Here is an 18,211-nt window from a genome sequence, read left to right on the forward strand (position 1 = left end):
TGTGACGCAGGGCATAGCGTAGGCGCCGGACGTGCGCGTTCGCGCATGCGTGAACAGCCCTCGACGAGGAGGTTTCTGTGCCCGTGAACACCCGCGGCGCGATCCTGCGCTCCGCCCCTGGCCAGTGGGAAGTCACCGATCTGGTCGCCGACGACCCCCGGACGGGTGAGCTGCAGGTCAAGCTGGCCGCATCCGGGATGTGCCACTCCGACGACCACATCGCCACCGGCGACATGCCCGTCGGCCACTACCCGTTCCTCGGCGGCCACGAGGGCGCGGGCGTGGTCACCGCCGTCGGCCCCGGCACCAAGGACTTCAAGGAGGGCGACCACGTGGTCTTCTCCTTCCTCCCCGGTTGCGGCCGCTGCCGGTACTGCGCCAACGGCCAGCAGTACATCTGCGACTCGGGCGCCAATCTCCTGATCGGCTCCCGCTGGGACGACGCCGAGAGCTTCCGCTTCCAGACCTCCGACGGCACCCCGGTCGGCCAGATGTGCGGGCTGGGCACGTTCGCCGAGGTGACCACCGTCGACGTCCGCTCCACGGTCAAGATCCCCGACGACATCCCCCTCGACGTCGCCTGCCTCGTCGGCTGCGGCGTCGGCACCGGCTGGGGCACGGCCGTGCAGGCCGGCGAGGTCAAGGCCGGCGACACGGTGATCGTCATGGGCGTCGGCGGCATCGGCATCAACGCGGTCCAGGGTGCGGCGCACGCCGGCGCCAGCCACGTCGTCGCCGTCGACCCCGTCCCCTTCAAGCGCGAGAAGGCGATGGAGCTGGGCGCCACCCACGCCTTCGCGAGCATCGAGGAAGCCGCCGAGTTCGGCCGCAGCGTCACGAACGGGCAGGGCGCGGACAAGGTGCTGATCACCGTCGGCGTGCTCAAGGGCGAGCACGTCGCCCAGGGGGTCGAGGCGCTCGGCAAGGGCGGTCGGGTCGTCATCACCGGCCTCGGCGACCTCACCGACGTCGGGATCCCGATCAACCCGAGCATGCTGGCGCTGTTTACCAAGGAGATCCGCGGCGCCCTGTTCGGGGACCAGAACCCCAGCGCCGACATGCTGAAGATGCTCCGCCTCTACCAGGAGGGGAACCTCAAGCTCGACGAGCTGATCACCAAGCGCTACAAGCTCGACGACATCAACCAGGGCTACGAGGACCTGCACGCCGGCAAGAACCTCCGCGGAGTGATCGTCTACGACTGATCGAGCACCCGACCGGGGTGTCGCTCCGCGAGGAGCGGCACCCCGGTCGCTGTCTGCAGGAGGAGGAGATCGGATGGGCACGACGACGGCGGCGCGGCTGAACGTCGGGGGCATGGTCGGCGTGGCGCGCGACCGGGTCGTGGCCCGCATCCGCGAGGCCGAGGTGGTCGCGGCCGCCTTGTCCGCCGGGCGGAACGTCGTCCTGGAGGGGCCGCCGGGGACGGGGAAGACGACGCTGCTGCGCTCGCTGGCCGACGGCGCCGGTGTCCCGCTGGTGCTGGTCGAGGGGAACGCCGAGCTGACCCCCACCCGGCTGGTCGGCCACCACGACGCGTCGCGGGTGCTCACCGAGGACTACCGCCCGGAGAACTTCGTGCCCGGCCCGCTCACCCGGGCCATGACCGAGGGTGCGCTGCTCTACGTCGAAGAGTTCAACCGCGTGCCCGAGGAGACCATGAACGTCCTGCTCGGGGTGCTCTCCGAGCGCGAGATGCACGTACCGCGCTTCGGCCGGGTCGCGGCACGTCCCACCTTCCGGCTGGTCGCGGCGATGAACCCGTTCGACGCCGTCGGCACCGCCCGCGTCACCCCGGCGCTGTACGACCGGTCCTGCCGGGTGTCCATGGGATACCAGGACGAGGCGGCCGAGCTCGCCGTCGTCACCTCGGTCACCGACGGGCCGCCCGAGCTCGTCGCAAGGGCTGTGCGCGCGGTCCGGATCACCCGCGACCACCCGGAGCTGCGCATCGGCGCCTCCGTGCGCGGGGCGATCGACACCGTGCTGATCGCCCTCGAGCTGGCGGCGGTCCGGGGCGCGGGCTCCGTCGAGGAGGACACCGGCCTGGACGCCGCTCTCGCCGCGATGACCGGCAAGGTCACCCTCGGCGACGGGGTCTCCCGCGCGGTCGAGGGGGTCGTGACCGACATCTGGCGGCGGGCGGGGGACGAGCTGGGAAAAGGCTGACGCCCGAGGCTCCCGATGCCGAGCCCGGGCCGCCGGAGCCCGGGGTCGAGCGACCGGGCGGGTCGCCGCCGAAGGTGGTCAGCGACCCCGCCGAGGTCGAGGAGCTCCTGCGCGCCCAGGCCGCCCGGCGCGCCAGCCGCGACCAGCTCTCCCGCAGCAACCCGGACTTCGATGCGGTCTCCCCGCAGGCCGGGGAGCTGGACGCCGCGGCCGTCGCCGAGCTCGCCGCCCGTGATCCGGACGCCGCGGCCCGGGTCCTGGCAGCGGCCGCCCGCGCCTTCGACCCGGCCCTGCGGTCGGCGGCGCGCGCCCTGGCGGCGCGGCTGCCCGTCGGGCGCCCGAGGAGCGGCGTCGCCGACCGGCCGGGCACCAGCCGGCTGGTGACCCGCCGGGACTCCACCGGGTCCGACGTCGACCTGGACGCCTCGCTGGCCGCGCGGGGCGCCGAGCCGCACTGGCGCGCCGAGCACCTGCGCACCCGCGGCTGGCGGTCCACCGGGCGGGCCGTCGTCCTGCTGGTCGACGCCTCCGGCTCGGTCGCCGGCGACGAGCTGGCCACCGCGGTCCTGACCGCCTCGGCGCTGGTGCAGCGGATGCGGCCGGGGGACGAGCTGGCCGTCGTCGCGTTCTGGTCGCGCGCCGTCGTCCTGCGCCCGATGTCCGCCGACCCCCGGGTGGACCTCGTCGTGGACCGGCTCTGCGACCTGCGCGGCGGGGGCACGACCGACCTGGAGCTGGCGCTGCGGACCGCGGCCGGCCAGCTGGTCCGCTCCCGCGCCGCCGACCGGCAGGTGCTCCTGCTCTCCGACGGCCTCGCCACCGAGAGCCCCGACCCGGTCGATGCCGCGCGGGCGTTGGCCCGCATCCCCGCCCGGCTGCAGGTCATGGCGCTCTCCGCCGAGGAGGAGGCGAGCGCGTCCTGCGCCGCCCTGGCCGCGGCCGGCGGTGGCGGGGTCGCCCGGCTGGACCGCCCCTCCCGGGCACCGGCGGCCGTGCGCGAGCTGCTGGCCTGACGGGTGGCACCGCGGAGGAGGCCGCGGTTGCCCCGATGCGGTCGGGAACCCCCCCCTCGTCAGCCGCGGTGCCGGAGGTCCGGGCGCCGGACCCGGCCGGCCGCCGCGGGATCCAGCCGGACGGCGCTGCGCAGCACCGCCGATCCGGGGAGCAGCGCCCCATCGGACAGGGCGGCGCACCGCACCCCGCCGCGCCCCCGCAGGCCGCGGTGGGCACCGGGCGCCAGCACGGTGTCCATCCAGGCGCACGGGTTGGCCGGGCGCCCGCCGCGCAGGAGCACCGCCCCCTCGCCGCAGTCGAGCGAGAACTCCGCCCCGCGCAGCGCCTCCACCTCGGCCCCCCGCAGCACCACGTTCCGCCGGGCCGGCAACGGGTCGAACGGCGCGACCCCCAGCTCCGCGGCGAGCGCCTCGAGCGACTCCACCGCCAGCACCGTCACCTGGGCGTCCCGGTGCGCGGGCCGGCCGGCGTAGCGATCGCCGACGACGCCGATCCCGGCCCGGACCTCCAGCCGCTCCCGCCGGTCCTCCGCCTGCTCGGGCACCGCCGTCCCGGGCCGGCCGTCGTAGCGGTGCACCGGCGAGGCCAGCAGCCCCACGACCTCGACGTCGTAGCGGTACGGGAGGATGGGGCTCCCGCTCACCGCTCGGCGGTGCGGTGGATCGGGCCGGCGGTCTCGGCCAGCCGCTCCCCCGTGCCACCCCAGCGCCCGGCGATGATCTCGGCGGCGATCGACACCGCGGTCTCCTCCGGGGTGCGGGCGCCCAGGTCCAGCCCGATCGGCGAGGAGAGCCGGCCCAGCTCCTCGGCGGTGAGCCCCGCCTCGGCCAGCCGCACCAGCCGCTCGTCGTGGGTGCGCCGCGAGCCCATCGCGCCCACGTAGGCGACGGGCGCGCGCAGGGCCACCTCGAGCAGCGGGACGTCGAACTTCGGGTCGTGGGTGAGGACGCACAGCACCGTGCGCTCGTCGATCCGCCCGGCCTCGAGCTCGGCCTGCAGGTAGCGGTGCGGCCACTCGACCACCACCTCGTGCGCCTCCGGGAACCGCTTCGGCGTGGCGAACACCGGCCGGGCGTCGCAGACGGTCACCCGGTAGCCGAGGAACGCCCCCACCCGGGCCACGGCGGCGGCGAAGTCGATCGCGCCGAACACGACCATCCGGGCCGCCGGGGCGAAGGAGTTCACGAACAGGGTCAGGTCGTCGCCGCGCCGCTCGCCGTCGTGGCCCACGTGCAGCAGGGCGGTGCGCCCGGCGGCCAGCATCCCGCGGGCGTCGGCGGCGACGGCGTCGTCGAGCCGTCCGGAGCCCAGCGTCCCCGAGGCGCGGTCGGGCCAGAGCACCAGGCGGCGACCCAGCCGGTCGTCCGGGCCGGCGACCACGGTGACGACGGCGACCGGCTCGTGCTGCCCCACCGACTCCGCGACCTCCCCGAGCTCGGGGAACGACTCCCGCGACACCGGCTCCACGAACACGTCGAGGATCCCGCCGCAGGTCAGACCCACGGAGAAGGCGTCGTCGTCGCTGACGCCGTAGCGGCGCAGCACGGGCTCGCCGGTCTCGACGGCGTCCTTCGCCTCCTCGTAGACCGCGCCCTCGACGCAGCCGCCGGAGACGCTGCCCACCGCCGTCCCGTCCGGCCCCACGAGCATCGACGCGCCGGCGGGCCGCGGCGCCGAACGCCACGTGCCCACCACCGTCCCCACGCCGACGGTCTCCCCCGCCTGCCACCAGCCCACCAGGTCGTCCAACACGTCACGCACGCGCGATCACTCCTGACAGCTCCTCGAAGGCGGCCATGCTGTGCCCGGCCACGAAGTGGTCCACCGACGGCAGCGCCGCCTGCATCCCACCGGTGAGCGGTTCGTACCCGTCCCGGCCCTTGTGCGGGTTGACCCAGACCACGGCGTGCGCCAGCCGCCGCAGCCTCGCCATCTGCTCCCCCAGCAGCGCGGCGTCCCCGCGCTCCCAGCCGTCGCTGCAGACGACGACCACCGCTCCGCGCGCGGTGCCCCGCTGGCCCCACCGGTCCAGGAAGGCCTTGAGCACCTCGCCGAGCCGGGTGCCGCCGGACCAGTCGGGGATCGCCTGACCGCCCGCGGCCAGCGCCCGGTCGGGGTCGCGCAGCCGCAGCTCGCGGGTGACCCGGGTCAGCCGGGTGCCGATGGTGAACACCTCGGTCGACGCCGGCCGGGCCCGCACCGCGACGTGGGCGAACCGCAGCAGGGCGTCCGCGTACGGGGTCATCGACCCGGAGACGTCGATCAGCAGCACGACGCGGCGGACGCGCGGCCGCGCCCGGCGGTGCATCAGCCGGCTGACCTCCCCGCCGTCGCGCAGCGCCCGCCGCACCGTCCGGGCGGGGTGCACCCCGCCGTGGGCGGCCGGCCGCCGCCGCCGGGCCGGCCGCATCGGCGAGGCGGGCACGAGCAGGGCGAACAGCCGGCGCAGGTGCGCGCGCTCGGCGTCCGTCAGCCCGGCGACGTCGCGGTGCCGCAGCACCTCGTCGGCGCTCGCCCGCGCGGCGAGGTCGGGGGTGTCGGTGTCGTCGCCCTCCCCGGTGCCGGCGTCCAGCGGCGCGCTCACGGCCAGCCGGGGTGGCACCTGGGCACTGGGCGGGGCCGGCCGCGGCCGCTGCCCGGAGAACCAAGCGAGGAAGGCGGCGTCGTAGCGGTCCAGGTCGTCGGGGCCCGAGCAGAGCGTCAGCCGGCCGGCCCAGTAGACGGCAGGGGGCGCGAGGACGTCGAGGTGGGCGAGCGCGCCGAGCATCGCCTCCACCCGGTCCGGCGAGGCGGCCACGCCGGCGTGCCGCAGCGTGCGGGCGAACCCCAGCACGGTGTCGACGACGTCGCGCGCCACCTGCGTCCCCGGACCGTCAGCCACCGAAGAGGGCCTCCGGCGCGAGCGACCGCACCCGCTCGGTGTCCTCCCGGTACTTCAGCACCGCGCCGAGCGTGCGGGCGGCGAGATCGGGATCGAGGTCGCGGGCCCCCAGCGTGTGCAGCGCCGTCGCCCAGTCCATGGCCTCGGCGACCCCGGGCGGCTTGAGCAGGTCGAGGGTGCGCAGCGTCGCCGTCGCCCGGGCCACCTGCTGGGCCAGCCGGTCGGTGACCTGCGGCAGCCGGCGGCGGAGGATCGCCACCTCGCGGTCGAAGTCCGGGTGCGCCAGCCAGTGGTAGAGGCAGCGCCGCTTGAGCGCGTCGTGCACCTCGCGGGTGCGGTTCGAGGTGAGCACGACGAGCGGCGGCGTCTCGGCCCGGACCGTGCCGAGCTCGGGGATGGAGATGGTGAAGTCGCTCAGCACCTCGAGCAGGAACGCCTCGAACTCGTCGTCGGCGCGGTCCACCTCGTCGACGAGCAGCACGCTCGGCGAGTCCTCCAGCGCCTGGAGCAGCGGCCGGGCCAGGAGGAACCGGCGGTCGTACAGGGAGGCCTCCAGCCGCGCGGGGTCGTCGGCGGCCTGCGCGGCCTCGGCGGCCCGCAGGTGCAGCAGCTGGCGGCCGAAGTCCCAGTCGTAGAGCGCCTGGCTGGCCTCCAGCCCCTCGTAGCACTGGAGCCGGTAGAGCGGCCGGCCGGTGATCTGCGCCAGGGCCTGGGCCAGCGCGGTCTTCCCGACGCCGGCCTCCCCCTCCAGGAACAGCGGGCGGTGCATGGCCAGCGCCAGGTAGGCGGCGGTGGTCAGCCCCTCGTCGGGCAGGTAGCCGGTGCCCTCAAGCGCGGCGGACAGCTCGGCAGGACTCCCGGGGACGGTGGGCTGGCTCACCCCGCGAGCATCCCACCCGCGCGGTCCCTCCCGCGCCCCCGGTCGTCGTCCGGGCGTCGGGCACGATGGCGGGCATGCCGACGACGGATGCCGCCCCGACCGACGAGCTCGCCCTCGGCGACGACCTGCGGGCGTTCGTCGACGCCTCGCCGTCCCCCGCCCACGCCGTCGCCGAGCTGGCGCGCCGGCTCCGGGCCGCCGGGTTCACCGAGCTCGCCGAGGGCGACTCCTGGGCGCCGGCGCCCGGGGGACAGCACTTCGTGTTCCGGCACGGCAGCCTGATCGCCTTCCGGATGGGCAGCGGCCCGCTGGCGGAGACCGGCCTGCGGCTGGTCGGCGCGCACACCGACTCGCCGACGTTCAAGGTGCGCCCGCGCACCGACGTCCGGCAGTCGGGGTACCGGTTGGTGGGCGTCGAGCCCTACGGCGGCGGCCTCTGGCACACCTGGCTGGACCGGGAGCTGACCGTCGCCGGGCGGCTGGTCCTGCGGGGCGGCGACACGAGACTGGTCCGGCTGCCCGGCGCGCCGCTGCGGCTGCCCTCCCTCGCGATCCACCTGGACCGCAGCGTCCGCGAGGGGCTGACCCTCGACCCGCAGCAGCACCTGGTGCCGGTCTGGGACCGCGACCTCGGAACCGGGCCGGGGCTCACCGAGGCGCTCGCCGCCGCGGCCGGGGTCGGCGTCGGCGACGTCGTCGGGACCGATCTGGTGCTGGCCGACACGCAGCCCTCGTCGCGGGCCGGGGCGGACGGTTCCTGGGTGGCCGCGCCCCGGCTGGACGACCTGGCCTGCTGCCACTCCGGGCTGCTGGCGCTGCTCGCGGCGCCGGCGGGGCCGCGCACCCAGCTGCTGGTCTGCAACGACCACGAGGAGGTGGGCAGCGGCTCGATGTCCGGCGCGCGCGGCAGCTTCCTCGAGGACGTCGTCCGGCGGCTGGCCGCGGCGACCGATCCGGCGGACGCGCAGGCGGCGCAGCGCGCGCTGGCCCGCTCCGTGCTGGTGTCGGCAGACATGGCGCACGCCGTCCACCCGACCCGGTCGGAGCGGCACGAGCCGGCGCACCGGCCGGAGCTCGGCGGGGGGCCGGTGCTGAAGGTGAACGCCAACCAGGCCTACGCCACCGACGCCGCCTCCGGCGGCTGGTTCACCGAGCGCTGCGACGAGGCCGGCGTCCCGGTGCAGACCTTCGTCACCCGGGCCGACCTCCCGTGCGGGAGCACCATCGGCCCGCTGACGGCGACCCGGCTGGGCGTCGCCACGGTCGACATCGGCGCCCCGATGCTCGCCATGCACTCGTGCCGGGAGCTCGCCTCGGCCCGCGACGTCCCGCTGATGGTGGGGGCCCTCGCCACCTGCCTGCGGAGCTGAGCCGCCCCGCGCACGACGACGGCGGCCGACCGGAGTCTGGTCTCGGTCGGCCGCCGTGCGTCAGTGCCCCGGCGCGTACGCCGGGAGAGGGTCACACGCGACGGTTCTCGTCGCCACCCTCGACCTCGACCTCTTCCTTGCGGAGGGTCTCGTTCACCTGGGTCTGCTCGGTGACCGTCTCCTTGTCCATGCGGATGCGCTCCACCGGGACGGCCTCCTTCTCGACGACCGGGCGCTCGCCGTGGAGCACGACCTCGTGCTCCTCCTCGCTGATCGCGGGCCCGTCCATCGCGTTGCCGACGTTGGCGTCGGTGATGGGCTCGCGCTCGAGGCGGACCTCCTCGTGGGTCACGGGGACGGTCTCGGTCACGTTCTCGCTGACCACGTACTTGCGCAGGCGGGCCCGGCCGGTCTCCTCGGTGCGGGTGCCCACGTTGAGGTGCTCCTCGGACCGCGTCATCGCGTTGTCCGTGGTGGGCCCGGAGGTGTCGTGGCCGACGGTGCCGGCGGTGTCGGTCCGGCCGGTGGTGCCGGCGACGCCCGTGGTCTCGGTCCGGCCCGTGGTCTCGGTCGTGCCGGTGCCCAGCCCGTAGTACCGGTACAGCTCCTGCTCCTCCTGCGGGGAGAGGTGACCGTCGGTGTCGATCTTCGGCGCGTCCTTGACGCGGTCCTTGCTGACCGCTACGCGGACGCCGTCGTTGGTGAGGTCGGCGTCACGGATGGGGACGAAGGACTCCTTCGTCCCGAACAGTCCGGTCTTCACCGTGACCCACTCCGGCTGACCCGTCTCGTCGTCGAGGTACACCTCGGAGGCCGACCCGATCTTCTGACCCTCGGTGTCGTAGACGTCCTGGCCGATCACTCGGCTGATGGTCTCGGTTCCGATCATCGTCTTGTCGCTCCTATCCAGGCTCGGGATTCGTTCGTCGCAGAGATGGGTGACCGGGATGATCGCCGCGAAACGAGACCAGCGAGATCGACTGCGCACCGGGCGGGGCGCCCACCCCGCCCGGCCGGCCCGCTCCGGGCTGCTCCGACGCCCGATCGACGGCATCGACGCAGGTCAGGCGGGGGATGGTGGGGCACAACCGGGTCGGGCGTTGCGCGCGGCAACGGCCGTATCAGTCGTCACCTTGCGTAAATCTCCACTGCCCGGGCGTGTCGCCCGCGCGGGGGCCGGCAGATCGGGTGCGCGGCCGATCGGCGCGCCGCCCGCGACGGGGCGCCGGGCGTGCTCAGCATGGGGGACGTGCCTCCCCGTTCGCCGTACGACGACCTCGTCCACCCGCGCACCCAGAAGAAGCCGACCCCCGAGGTCGAAGCCCTGAAGGACGTCGTCGTCGAGGACCCCAGCAGCGGGTTCGTCGGCGCCGTGGTGCGCTGCGAGAAGGACGTCGTCCACCTGGAGGACCGGTTCGGGAAGGTCCGCGCCTACCCCCTGGGGCCCGGCTTCTGGGTCGACGGCCGGCCGGTCCGGCTCGTGCGGCCGAAGCAGCACGCCCCCTCCGGCCCGCAGCGCAGCGCCTCGGGCTCGACCTACGTCGTGGGCGCCCGGGCGCGCGTCGCCCGCGAGGGCCGGATCTACGTCGAGGGCAAGCACGACGCCGAGCTGGTCGAGAAGGTCTGGGGCCACGACCTGCGGATCGAGGGCGTCGTCGTCGAGCCGCTGCACGGCGTCGACGACCTGCCGGGCATCGTCCGCGACTTCCGCCCGTCGTCGGGACGGCGGCTCGGCGTGCTCGTCGACCACCTGGTGACCGGCTCCAAGGAGTCGCGCATCGCCGCGCAGGTCACCGGCGACCACGCGCTCGTCGTCGGCCACCCGTTCATCGACATCTGGCAGGCGGTCAAGCCGTCCGTCGTCGGCATCGCGGCGTGGCCGACCGTGCCGAAGGGCGAGGACTGGAAGGCCGGCGTCTGCAAGCGGCTGGGGTGGGAGGACGACACCGGCTACGTGTGGGCGCAGCGCATCCTCGCCCGCGTGAAGGTCTGGACCGACCTCGAGCCCACCCTGATCGGCCGCGTCGAGGAGCTCATCGACTTCGTCACCACCGATCGATGATCAGGTGACCTGATCGTTCCGGGTCCTGGCTCACTGTGGACGGTGAGCCAGGACCCCGGACGGTGAGCCAGGACGCCTCCCCTTCCCCCTGCAGGCGGGAGACAGCCGGCAAGCAGCACCAGCACGTCGGGACACCGCCCGGCCCCTTGACACCGGCCGACCACTCAACCAATGTCTCAATTCCTTGAGCCATTGATTGTGTGGAGGTCGACATGGCCGGCGTGCCGCTCCTGCTGCTCCTCGTCCTCGCCGCGGTCGTCGGTGCAGGGGCGGCGCGCCGGTCGCCACCCAGCCGGGAGCACGCCGTCGCCGCCGCCCGCCGGCACGCCACCCGGACCGCCGCCGCCGCGTACGTCCTCGGTGCAGCCGCGGCCCTGGTCGTCCTCGAGGCCGAGGTCGGCAACACCGCGCCGGGCGGGCTGGGCGTGACCATCCTGCTCACGCTCCTGACGTTCGGGGTCGTGCACGTCGTCGTCCTGGCACTCGGCGAGCTGACCTGGCCGCGGCCGGCCGGGGACGTGCGGCGGGCCCGGCTGGTGCGGCGGGGGCCGCTCCACGCCGCGCCGCGGTGGCTGGTGCGCACCGGCGCGTTCGCCGCCGGCCTCGCCGTGCTCACCATCGTGGGCGGAGCGCTCCTCGCCGCACCCGACGGGCGCAGCGTCAGCTACGCGGCCGACGCCTTCTCCTCCGCCTCCGCGAGCCCCTTCCCCGGGCTCTTCTACGGGCGGCCGGCCGCCGCCGGGCTGCTGGTGCTCGCGGTCGCTGCCGCGCTGGCCCTCCGGGTGGTCGCCCTGCGCCCGGCGGTGGCGACCGAGGACGAGCGGATCGAGGACGCCCTGCGCCGCGCCTCCGCGCACCGCGTGCTGCGCATCGCCGCCGGCGTCACCCTGCTCGTCGCCGGAGGACTCCTGTTCGTGGGCGGGACCGCGCTGCACGGCCTGCACACGGGCTCGGCCGGCCCATGGCACGACGGCGCCCCCGCGACGGCGACCCTGGCCGGCCTGGCGGGCATGCTCGGCGGCGCGGTCGTCGCGTGCTGGCGCGCACCCGGGGTCCCGGCCGACCGCGTGCCGGCCGCGGCATGACCCCGGAACCACCGGCGCTCACCGTCGACGTCGGCAGCCCGACGCCGCCGTACGAGCAGATCCGCGGCCAGATCGCCGCTGCCGTGCACGGTGGCCTACTCCCCTCCGGCAGCCGGTTGCCGACGATGCGGGCGCTGGCCGCCGACCTGGGGGTGGCCGTCGGAACCGTGGCCAGGGCCTACGCGGAGCTGGAGGCGGCCGGGCTGGTGGCCAGCCGCCGGCGCACCGGCACCGTCGTCACCGGCGGCGTCCGGGTCCAGCAGGACCGGGTGCGCGCCGCCGCGGAGGCGCTGGCCCGGGCGGCGCGGGAGGACGGCGTGGACGACGCCACCGTGGTGGCCGTCGTCCGCGCCGCCCTCCTGCGCACCGCGACCAGCTGAGCCCCCTGATGATCAGGTGACCTGGTCATCAGGAGTCCTGGCTCACGGTCGACGCCGAGCCAGGACCCCATGAGGTGAGCCAGGACGTCGAGTCAGCTCGGGATCCAGTTGAACTGGTCCGGGTCCGGACCACCGCGCTCGCCGCGGTCGAGCGCGGTGATGGCGTTCATCTGCTGGGTGTCGAGCTCGAAGTCGAAGATCGCGAAGTTCTCCTCCACCCGGCTGCGGGTGACCGACTTCGGGAATACCACGTCCCCGCGCTGGATGTGCCAGCGCAGCGTCACCTGGGCCGGGGTCCGCTCCAGCTGCTCGGCGATCCGGCCGAGCACCGGGTCCCCGAGCACCTTCCCCTGGCCGATCGGCGCCCACGCCTCGGTGACGATCTCGTGGTCGGCGTCGAAGGCGCGCAGCTCGTCCTGAACGAGGTAGGGGTGGATCTCCACCTGGTTCACGGCCGGCCGGACCTCCGACGCGGCGAACAGGTTCCGCAGGTGGTGCGGCTGGAAGTTGGAGACACCGATCGCCTTCGCGCGGCCGCCGGCGTAGATCTCCTCGAGCGCCTTCCAGCGGGCCACGTAGTCGCTCGCGGCGGGCAGCGGCCAGTGGATGAGGAAGAGGTCCAGGTAGTCGAAGCCCAAGGCCTCCAGGCTCTGGTCGAACGAGCGCAGGATGTCGTCGCGCTCCAGCCGGTTGTTGTTCAGCTTGCTGGTCACGAAGACCTCGGCCCGGTCGATCCCGGACTCGCGCACGGCCTGGCCGACCTCGGCCTCGTTGCCGTACATCTGCGCGGTGTCGATGTGCCGGTAGCCGATCTCGAGCGCCGTGCGGGTCGCCTCGGCGGTCTGGTCCGGCGGGATCTGGTAGACGCCGAAGCCCAGCTGCGGGATCTCGACGCCGTTGTTCAGGGCGATGGTGGGCACTCCGGGGGCGGGCGTGGCAGCCACAGGCATTCCTTCCGGTCGGGGAGGCCGCGCGATCGGTTGCGCGCGATCGGCCTCGTCCCCGGCTACCCGCCGACCGGTCGCTCAACCCGGACGTGGCCGACCCCACCTGCCGCCGTCCCGTTTCGCACCGCCCGGGCGCCGGCCAGCGCGAGCAGCGCGGCGGCCGCGGCCGCGCCGGCGGGCACCGCGAACGCGGCCTCGGCGCCCCAGGCGTCCACCGCCGCGCCGGCCAGCGCCGATCCGACGGTGACCCCGAGGGTGAGGCCGGAGATGGTCCAGGCGAGCGACTCGGTGAGCACGCCCGGGACCACCCGGGACTCCACCAGGGACGTGCCCGAGACCAGGACGGGTGCGATGGTCAGGCCGGCGAGGAACCCGCAGCCCACCAGCACGGGCAGGGAGCCGACGCCCCACAGCAGCTGGGCGGCCAGGCCGAAGGCGACCGCCGTCGCGACGAACCGGGCGGCCAGCGTGCCGGGCAGCGGCGCCAGGCCGTAGGCCAGCCCGGCCAGCAGGCTCCCCGCCGCGAAGACGGCCAGGACCGCGCCGGACAGCGCGGGCGCCCCCTGGGCCTCGGCGAAGGCGACCACCACGACGTCGATCGCGCCGAACACCGTGCCCACCGCGAGATAGGTGACGACGACGACCAGCAGCGTCGGCGTCAGCACCGCCCACCAGGGCACCCGCGACCCGGCGACGACGGGGTGCGCCGGCGGGTCGGTGCCCCGCAGCGCGGCCAGCCAGAGCCCGCCGACGGCGCCCAGGACCACGCCGGTGAGGAAGCCGACGGACGGGGCGATCAGCGTGGCGAGCAGCGTCACCAGCGGCGGGCCGACGACGAACACCACCTCGTCGGCGACCGCCTCGAAGGCGAACGCGGTCTGCCGCCCGGCGGGGTCGAGCACCGCCGACCACCGGGCGCGCACCAGCGAGCCGATGTTCGGGCTGCTGCCCCCGGCCGCCGCGGCCAGCAGGAACCAGCTCCACAGCGGCCCGCCGGCGACGACGGTGGCGACGAAGCCGACGCCGGCGAGCAGGAACGCGGCCATCGCCCAGCGCAGCACCGCGCCCTGCCCGCGCCGGTCCATCGCGCGGGCCCACTGCGGACCCGCGATGCCGTAGCTGAGCGCCAGGCTGCCGGACACCGCGCCGGCCAGCCCGTAGCTGCCGGTCTCCTGCTCCACCAGGAGCACCGCGCCCAGGCCGAGCATGGGCGCCGGGAGGCGCCCCACCCAGCCGGCGAGGGAGAACGGCAGGGCTCCCGGGACGGCGAACAGACGACGGTAGGGACTGAAGACGGTGCGGGCCGACACGGTTCTCTCGCGCTTCCTGGCCACAGGCGAGTGCGGGACGTCCTCCGCCGGTCTCTCGGGTGGCTGTGCGACCGTAGCAACGCTCCCCCGGCGGGGTCGCCGTGATCTCCGGCCCACATCCGTCGGCGGTCGCGGCTACATTCGGCCCATGACCAGCGCCTCGCTCCCCGATCCCACGGTGCGGCTTGCCGTGGGCGCGGGAGCCGCGGGTTCCGGCGGCCTGGTCGACCGGTACGGCCGCACCGCCACCGACCTGCGGGTCTCGCTCACCGACCGCTGCAACCTGCGCTGCACGTACTGCATGCCGCCCGAGGGGCTGGACTGGCTGCCCAAGGTCGAGGTGCTCACCGACGAGGAGATCGTCCGGCTGGTGCGCATCGGGGTCGAGCAGCTGGGCATCCGCGAGGTGCGCTTCACCGGCGGAGAGCCGCTGCTGCGCCCGGGCCTGGTGGGCATCGTCGCCGCGGTCACGGCGTTGCAGCCGCGCCCGGAGGTCAGCCTCACCACCAACGCCATCGGCCTGGCGCGGGTGGCCCCGGCGCTGGCCGCCTCGGGGCTGGACCGGATCAACGTCAGCCTGGACACCGTCGACCGGGACCGGTTCAAGCAGCTCACCCACCGGGACCGGCTGGACGACGTCCTCGCCGGGCTGGCCGCCGCGCAGTCGGCGGGGCTGACCCCGGTGAAGGTCAACGCGGTGCTCATGCGCGGGCTGAACGAGGCCGACGCGCTGCCGCTGCTGGACTACTGCCTGGCGCACGGCTACCAGCTGCGGTTCATCGAGCAGATGCCGCTGGACGCCCACCACGCCTGGACCCGCGGGGAGATGGTCACCGCCGAGGACATCCTCGAGCAGCTCAGCGCCGCCCACACCCTCACCCCCGACACCCAGGAGCGCGGCTCCGCGCCGGCCGAGCGGTGGCTCGTCGACGGCGGCCCGGCGACCGTGGGCGTCATCGCCTCGGTGACCCGCTCGTTCTGCGGCTCCTGCGACCGCACCCGGCTGACCGCCGACGGGCAGATCCGCAACTGCCTGTTCGCCCGGGACGAGTCCGACCTGCGGACGGCGCTGCGTGCGGGGGCCACCGACCAGGAGATCGCCGACCGGTGGCGGATCGCCACCCTCGGCAAGCTGCCCGGCCACGGCATCGACGACCCCTCGTTCCTCCAGCCCGTCCGCCCGATGTCCGCGATCGGGGGCTGAGGCCGGTGTCCTCCGCCCACCCCTCGGCCGCGGCGACCGTGACGGTGCGGTACTTCGCCGGGGCCCGCGCGGCCGCCGGCGTCGAGACCGAGGCCCGGGAGGCCGGCAGCCTCGACGAGCTGGTCGGGCAGATCGTGGCCGACCACGGCGAGCGGCTGGAGCGGGTGCTCACCGCCTGCTCGTTCCTGGTCGACGGCACCCAGACCCGCGACCGGGCGGCCACGCTGGCGCCGGGGTCGGTGGTCGACGTCCTCCCGCCGTTCGCCGGGGGCTGACGCCTGCGCCGGGGCTTGCCGGGTCCAGGAGAATGCGACCCATGAGCATCTTTGACAAGGCGAAGGCGAAGGTCGAGGAACTGTACGGCCGGGCCGAGGAGCTGTACGGCGAGTCGCACGGCGACGCCGCCGCGAAGATCGACGGCGAGGCGCACCGGCTCGAGGCCGAGGCCGAGGAGGCCGAGGCCGAGCGCGACGAGAATCGCGACGACGACGGGCTCGCCGGCGCCCGCTGATCCCGCCCCGCTGGCGGTTGGCCGCCGCCGTTCCGGGGAATAACGGACGGCATGGTTCCGGCGGGCATCGCGGACGTCGCGCCGTGGCCGGACTGGTGTTCGGCCGCGGAGGGCGTGCTCGCGTTCCTGGCCGACCACGTCGGGTGGGACGTCTGGCTGGTCACCCAGGTGGTCGACGACCGCCAGATCGTGCTCCTGGCCCATCCCGACCGGGCCGTGCGCCCCGGCATGGAACTGCCGTGGGAGCGCAGCTTCTGCCGGCAGATGATCGAGGGCAACGCTCCCCGGCTGGCCACGGTCACGGCCGCCGTGCCGCAGTACGCCTCGCGCACGTCGGGGCCCCTGCGCGACGTCGCCGCCTACGTCGGCATCCCGCTGGTCACCCGGGACCTGCAGCTGTTCGGGACGCTGTGCGGCGTCGCCTACCGGGCCAAGCCGCGCAGCGCCGCCCGAGAGCTCGCCGTCGTGGAGACCGCCGCGCGCATGCTCAGCACGCTGATGGCCGCGGGCTGGGATCCGCCCGGGCTGCCGGGCGAGCCCGGCGCGGAGATGGTGTGCTGACCGGGTGCGCGCACAGCAGCTGACCGGTCCGGTCTGCCACCACGGCGAAGGGCCGGTCTGGTCCGCCTCCTGGGGTGGTCTGCGGTGGGTCGACATGCTCGCCGGCGACGTCCTGGCGCTGGACCCGGACGGAACGGCCCGCCGCACCCACGTGGGCGACGTCGCGGCGGCGCTGCGGCCCCGCCGCGGGGGCGGAGCGGTCGTCGCCGTCGAGCGGGGCTTCGCGCTGCTGGACGCCGACGGCACGCAGACCACGCTCGACCCGGTGTGGGACGACCGCTCGATCCGGATGAACGACGGGGGCTGCGACCCCGACGGCCGGTTCTGGTGCGGATCGATGGCCTACGACCAGCGGCCGGGCGACGCCGCGCTGTACCGGCTGGACCCCGACGGCACCGTCTCCCGGGTGCTGGGCGACCTCACCGTCTCCAACGGCCTGGACTGGAGCCCGGACGGGTCACGGGCCTACTACGCCGACACCGCCACCCACCGCATCGACGTCTTCGACTACGACCGGGACACCGGCCTCACCGGCCGCCGCCCGTTCGTGCGCTTCCCCGACGACGGCAACCCCGACGGCCTCACCGTCGACAGCGCCGGCGGCGTCTGGGTGGCCCTGTACGGCAGCGGGGCCGTGCACCGCTACGACGCCGACGGCCGGCGTGACGCGGTGGTCGAGATCCCGACGCCCAAGGTGACGGCCTGCACGCTCGGCGGCCCGGCGCTCGACCAGCTGTTCGTCACCACCTCGCGGGAGGACCTGGGCCCGGACGACGACCCGCGCGCCGGCTCGCTGTTCCGCGTCGACGTCGACGTGCCCGGCGTCCCGGTCCGCGAGTTCGCCGGGTGAGCCGCGGACCGGGGTGCCCCGTGCTGCCCGGCCCGCGATGACGGTGGGCCGTCGCTGGTGGCCGCTGGCCACCACCTCCGCCGGGCTGCTCGCCTGGAGCGCCGTCGTCGTCCCCGCCCTGCCCACGGCTCCCGCGGTACGGACGCTGGCCAACGTCGCCGCGACCGTCGCCCTGGTGTCGGTCGCGCGCCGGGCCGGGCTGACGTCCCGCGAGCTGGGGGTCGACCGCGCGACCTGGCGCGCAGGTGCCCGCTGGGGCGGCGCGGCGCTCGCCGTCGCGACGGCCGGGTACCTCGTGGCCCTGGCGACGCCCGCCGGGCGCGCCGCCCTCGCCGGGTCCGCGGCCGCCGGGATGACCACCGGCGAGGTCGTCGCGCGCGCCGTGGTGCTGATCCCGGTCGGCACCGTGCTGTGCGAGGAGATCGCCTTCCGCGGCGTCCTGCTGGCGCTGGCCCGGCGGCAGTTGCCGGCCCGACCGGCGGGGGCGGTCACCGCACTCGCCTTCGGGCTCTGGCACCTCGGCCCGGCCCTGCGCGCGGGGGCGGAGGTGGCGCCGCTGCTGCGCAGCGCCTCCGCTGCCGGAACCGTGCTGGTGACCGGCCTCGGCGGACTGGTCTTCGCCTGGCTCAGGTTCCGCAGCGGCAGCCTGCTGGCCCCCGTCGGGCTGCACCTGGGCACCAACAGCCTCGGGCTGCTGGCCGCGGCCGCCGCGCGGTGAGCCGGCCCGGCGTCAGTCGAGGAAGACGGCGCGGGCGCGCTCGGTGTCGGCCGCCGTCCAGCCCGGCGGTGGCGCGATGATCGTCCACGCATCGACCAGCTGGGCGCCGTAGTTGTGCCCGTACCCCATCGGTGGTGACGCCGCGTTGGTCAGGTCCGCGGAGACCTGGCCGCCGTCGCCATGCGTTCCCGGGACGGGCCGCCGCCAACGACACGACGCCCGAAGGGGTCGAGCAGCCGCAGCTCCCGGAGCGGTCGGGCTCGCCGTCG

20 protein-coding genes and 2 pseudogenes are annotated in these 18,211 nt (G+C 75.4%); 14 read left to right on the top strand and 8 right to left on the bottom strand.

Going from position 1 to position 18,211, the window contains the following annotated elements:
• The first annotated feature begins 77 nt into the window (after positions 1–77).
• From ACI790_RS06310 to ACI790_RS06320, 3 genes are all read left to right on the top strand, one after another.
• Entirely contained in the window at positions 78–1,205 is a 1,128-nt protein-coding gene (locus ACI790_RS06310; RefSeq protein WP_456568940.1) for an NDMA-dependent alcohol dehydrogenase, read from the top strand.
• A 73-nt stretch (positions 1,206–1,278) separates the two neighbouring features.
• A complete protein-coding gene (locus tag ACI790_RS06315) occupies positions 1,279–2,169 on the top strand; it encodes an AAA family ATPase (RefSeq protein WP_456568941.1) in 891 nt (296 codons plus the stop codon).
• 74 nt (positions 2,170–2,243) lie between these two features.
• Complete coding sequence (locus ACI790_RS06320; protein ID WP_456568942.1) at positions 2,244–3,182, top strand: vWA domain-containing protein; 939 nt, start codon at positions 2,244–2,246, stop codon at positions 3,180–3,182.
• 59 nt (positions 3,183–3,241) lie between these two features.
• On the opposite strand, the gene ACI790_RS06325 is transcribed toward ACI790_RS06320, so the two are convergent.
• The 4 genes from ACI790_RS06325 to ACI790_RS06340 are packed head-to-tail and all read right to left on the bottom strand — an operon-like array spanning position 3,242 to position 6,944.
• Positions 3,242–3,826 carry an MOSC domain-containing protein gene (locus tag ACI790_RS06325; protein WP_456568943.1) on the bottom strand — a complete coding sequence of 195 codons (585 nt, stop codon included), beginning with the start codon at positions 3,824–3,826 and terminating at the stop codon, positions 3,242–3,244.
• Positions 3,823–4,944 (bottom strand): XdhC family protein, encoded by a 1,122-nt coding sequence (locus ACI790_RS06330; protein ID WP_456568944.1) that lies wholly within the window; start codon positions 4,942–4,944, stop codon positions 3,823–3,825. Before ACI790_RS06330 ends, ACI790_RS06325 begins: the two co-directional genes overlap by 4 nt.
• Entirely contained in the window at positions 4,937–6,064 is a 1,128-nt protein-coding gene (locus ACI790_RS06335) for a vWA domain-containing protein (RefSeq protein WP_456568945.1), read from the bottom strand. The genes ACI790_RS06330 and ACI790_RS06335 overlap by 8 nt, the downstream gene beginning before the upstream one ends.
• Positions 6,057–6,944, bottom strand: coding sequence for an AAA family ATPase (locus ACI790_RS06340; RefSeq protein WP_456568946.1), 888 nt, complete (start codon positions 6,942–6,944; stop codon positions 6,057–6,059). Before ACI790_RS06340 ends, ACI790_RS06335 begins: the two co-directional genes overlap by 8 nt.
• A 74-nt stretch (positions 6,945–7,018) precedes the next feature.
• Between ACI790_RS06340 and ACI790_RS06345 the strand changes: the two genes are divergently transcribed.
• Positions 7,019–8,314, top strand: a complete 1,296-nt coding sequence (locus tag ACI790_RS06345) for a M18 family aminopeptidase (RefSeq protein WP_456568947.1) — start codon at positions 7,019–7,021, stop codon at positions 8,312–8,314.
• 91 nt (positions 8,315–8,405) lie between these two features.
• On the opposite strand, the gene ACI790_RS06350 is transcribed toward ACI790_RS06345, so the two are convergent.
• Positions 8,406–9,203, bottom strand: a complete 798-nt coding sequence (locus tag ACI790_RS06350; RefSeq protein ID WP_456568948.1) for a PRC and DUF2382 domain-containing protein — start codon at positions 9,201–9,203, stop codon at positions 8,406–8,408.
• Positions 9,204–9,563: 360 nt separating this feature from the next.
• Between ACI790_RS06350 and ACI790_RS06355 the strand changes: the two genes are divergently transcribed.
• From ACI790_RS06355 to ACI790_RS06365, 3 genes are all read left to right on the top strand, one after another.
• The gene (locus ACI790_RS06355) at positions 9,564–10,376 is read left to right on the top strand and encodes a DUF3097 domain-containing protein (RefSeq protein ID WP_456568949.1); all 813 of its coding nucleotides are present in this window, start codon (positions 9,564–9,566) and stop codon (positions 10,374–10,376) included.
• A 212-nt stretch (positions 10,377–10,588) separates the two neighbouring features.
• Complete coding sequence (locus ACI790_RS06360; protein ID WP_456568950.1) at positions 10,589–11,461, top strand: hypothetical protein; 873 nt, start codon at positions 10,589–10,591, stop codon at positions 11,459–11,461.
• Positions 11,458–11,841, top strand: coding sequence for a GntR family transcriptional regulator (locus ACI790_RS06365; RefSeq protein ID WP_347058530.1), 384 nt, complete (start codon positions 11,458–11,460; stop codon positions 11,839–11,841). The genes ACI790_RS06360 and ACI790_RS06365 overlap by 4 nt, the downstream gene beginning before the upstream one ends.
• Before the next feature lie 92 nt (positions 11,842–11,933).
• Here ACI790_RS06365 and ACI790_RS06370 read toward each other — a convergent pair whose 3' ends face one another.
• Together ACI790_RS06370 and ACI790_RS06375 are read right to left on the bottom strand one after the other, a co-directional pair.
• Positions 11,934–12,791, bottom strand: a complete 858-nt coding sequence (locus tag ACI790_RS06370; RefSeq protein ID WP_456568951.1) for an aldo/keto reductase — start codon at positions 12,789–12,791, stop codon at positions 11,934–11,936.
• 56 nt (positions 12,792–12,847) lie between these two features.
• A complete protein-coding gene (locus ACI790_RS06375; protein WP_456568952.1) occupies positions 12,848–14,098 on the bottom strand; it encodes an MFS transporter in 1,251 nt (416 codons plus the stop codon).
• A gap of 148 nt (positions 14,099–14,246) precedes the next feature.
• Here ACI790_RS06375 and moaA point away from each other — a divergent pair, with 148 nt between their 5' ends.
• From moaA to ACI790_RS06405, 6 genes are read left to right on the top strand one after another with little or no spacing between them, the layout of a single operon-like run.
• Positions 14,247–15,302 carry a GTP 3',8-cyclase MoaA gene (moaA, locus tag ACI790_RS06380; protein WP_456568953.1) on the top strand — a complete coding sequence of 352 codons (1,056 nt, stop codon included), beginning with the start codon at positions 14,247–14,249 and terminating at the stop codon, positions 15,300–15,302.
• Positions 15,303–15,307: 5 nt separating this feature from the next.
• Positions 15,308–15,577 (top strand): MoaD/ThiS family protein, encoded by a 270-nt coding sequence (locus tag ACI790_RS06385; protein WP_456568954.1) that lies wholly within the window; start codon positions 15,308–15,310, stop codon positions 15,575–15,577.
• Positions 15,578–15,618: 41 nt separating this feature from the next.
• The gene (locus ACI790_RS06390) at positions 15,619–15,813 is read left to right on the top strand and encodes a hypothetical protein (protein WP_456568955.1); all 195 of its coding nucleotides are present in this window, start codon (positions 15,619–15,621) and stop codon (positions 15,811–15,813) included.
• 51 nt (positions 15,814–15,864) lie between these two features.
• On the top strand, positions 15,865–16,374 hold the full coding sequence (locus ACI790_RS06395; RefSeq protein WP_456568956.1) for a GAF domain-containing protein: 510 nt from the start codon (positions 15,865–15,867) through the stop codon (positions 16,372–16,374).
• A 4-nt stretch (positions 16,375–16,378) separates the two neighbouring features.
• Positions 16,379–17,224, top strand: a complete 846-nt coding sequence (locus tag ACI790_RS06400) for an SMP-30/gluconolactonase/LRE family protein (protein ID WP_456568957.1) — start codon at positions 16,379–16,381, stop codon at positions 17,222–17,224.
• Positions 17,225–17,261: 37 nt separating this feature from the next.
• Positions 17,262–17,942 carry a CPBP family intramembrane glutamic endopeptidase gene (locus tag ACI790_RS06405; protein ID WP_456568958.1) on the top strand — a complete coding sequence of 227 codons (681 nt, stop codon included), beginning with the start codon at positions 17,262–17,264 and terminating at the stop codon, positions 17,940–17,942.
• A gap of 12 nt (positions 17,943–17,954) precedes the next feature.
• Here ACI790_RS06405 and ACI790_RS06410 read toward each other — a convergent pair.
• Positions 17,955–18,098 (bottom strand): annotated as a pseudogene (locus ACI790_RS06410) (alpha/beta-hydrolase family protein); the annotation flags it as partial.
• Here ACI790_RS06410 and ACI790_RS06415 point away from each other — a divergent pair.
• Positions 18,077–18,205, top strand: a pseudogene (locus ACI790_RS06415) (hypothetical protein); the annotation flags it as partial. The pseudogenes ACI790_RS06410 and ACI790_RS06415 overlap by 22 nt on opposite strands.
• Positions 18,206–18,211: the final 6 nt, after the last annotated feature.

This window comes from Blastococcus sp. SYSU DS0539 (genome assembly GCF_054050855.1).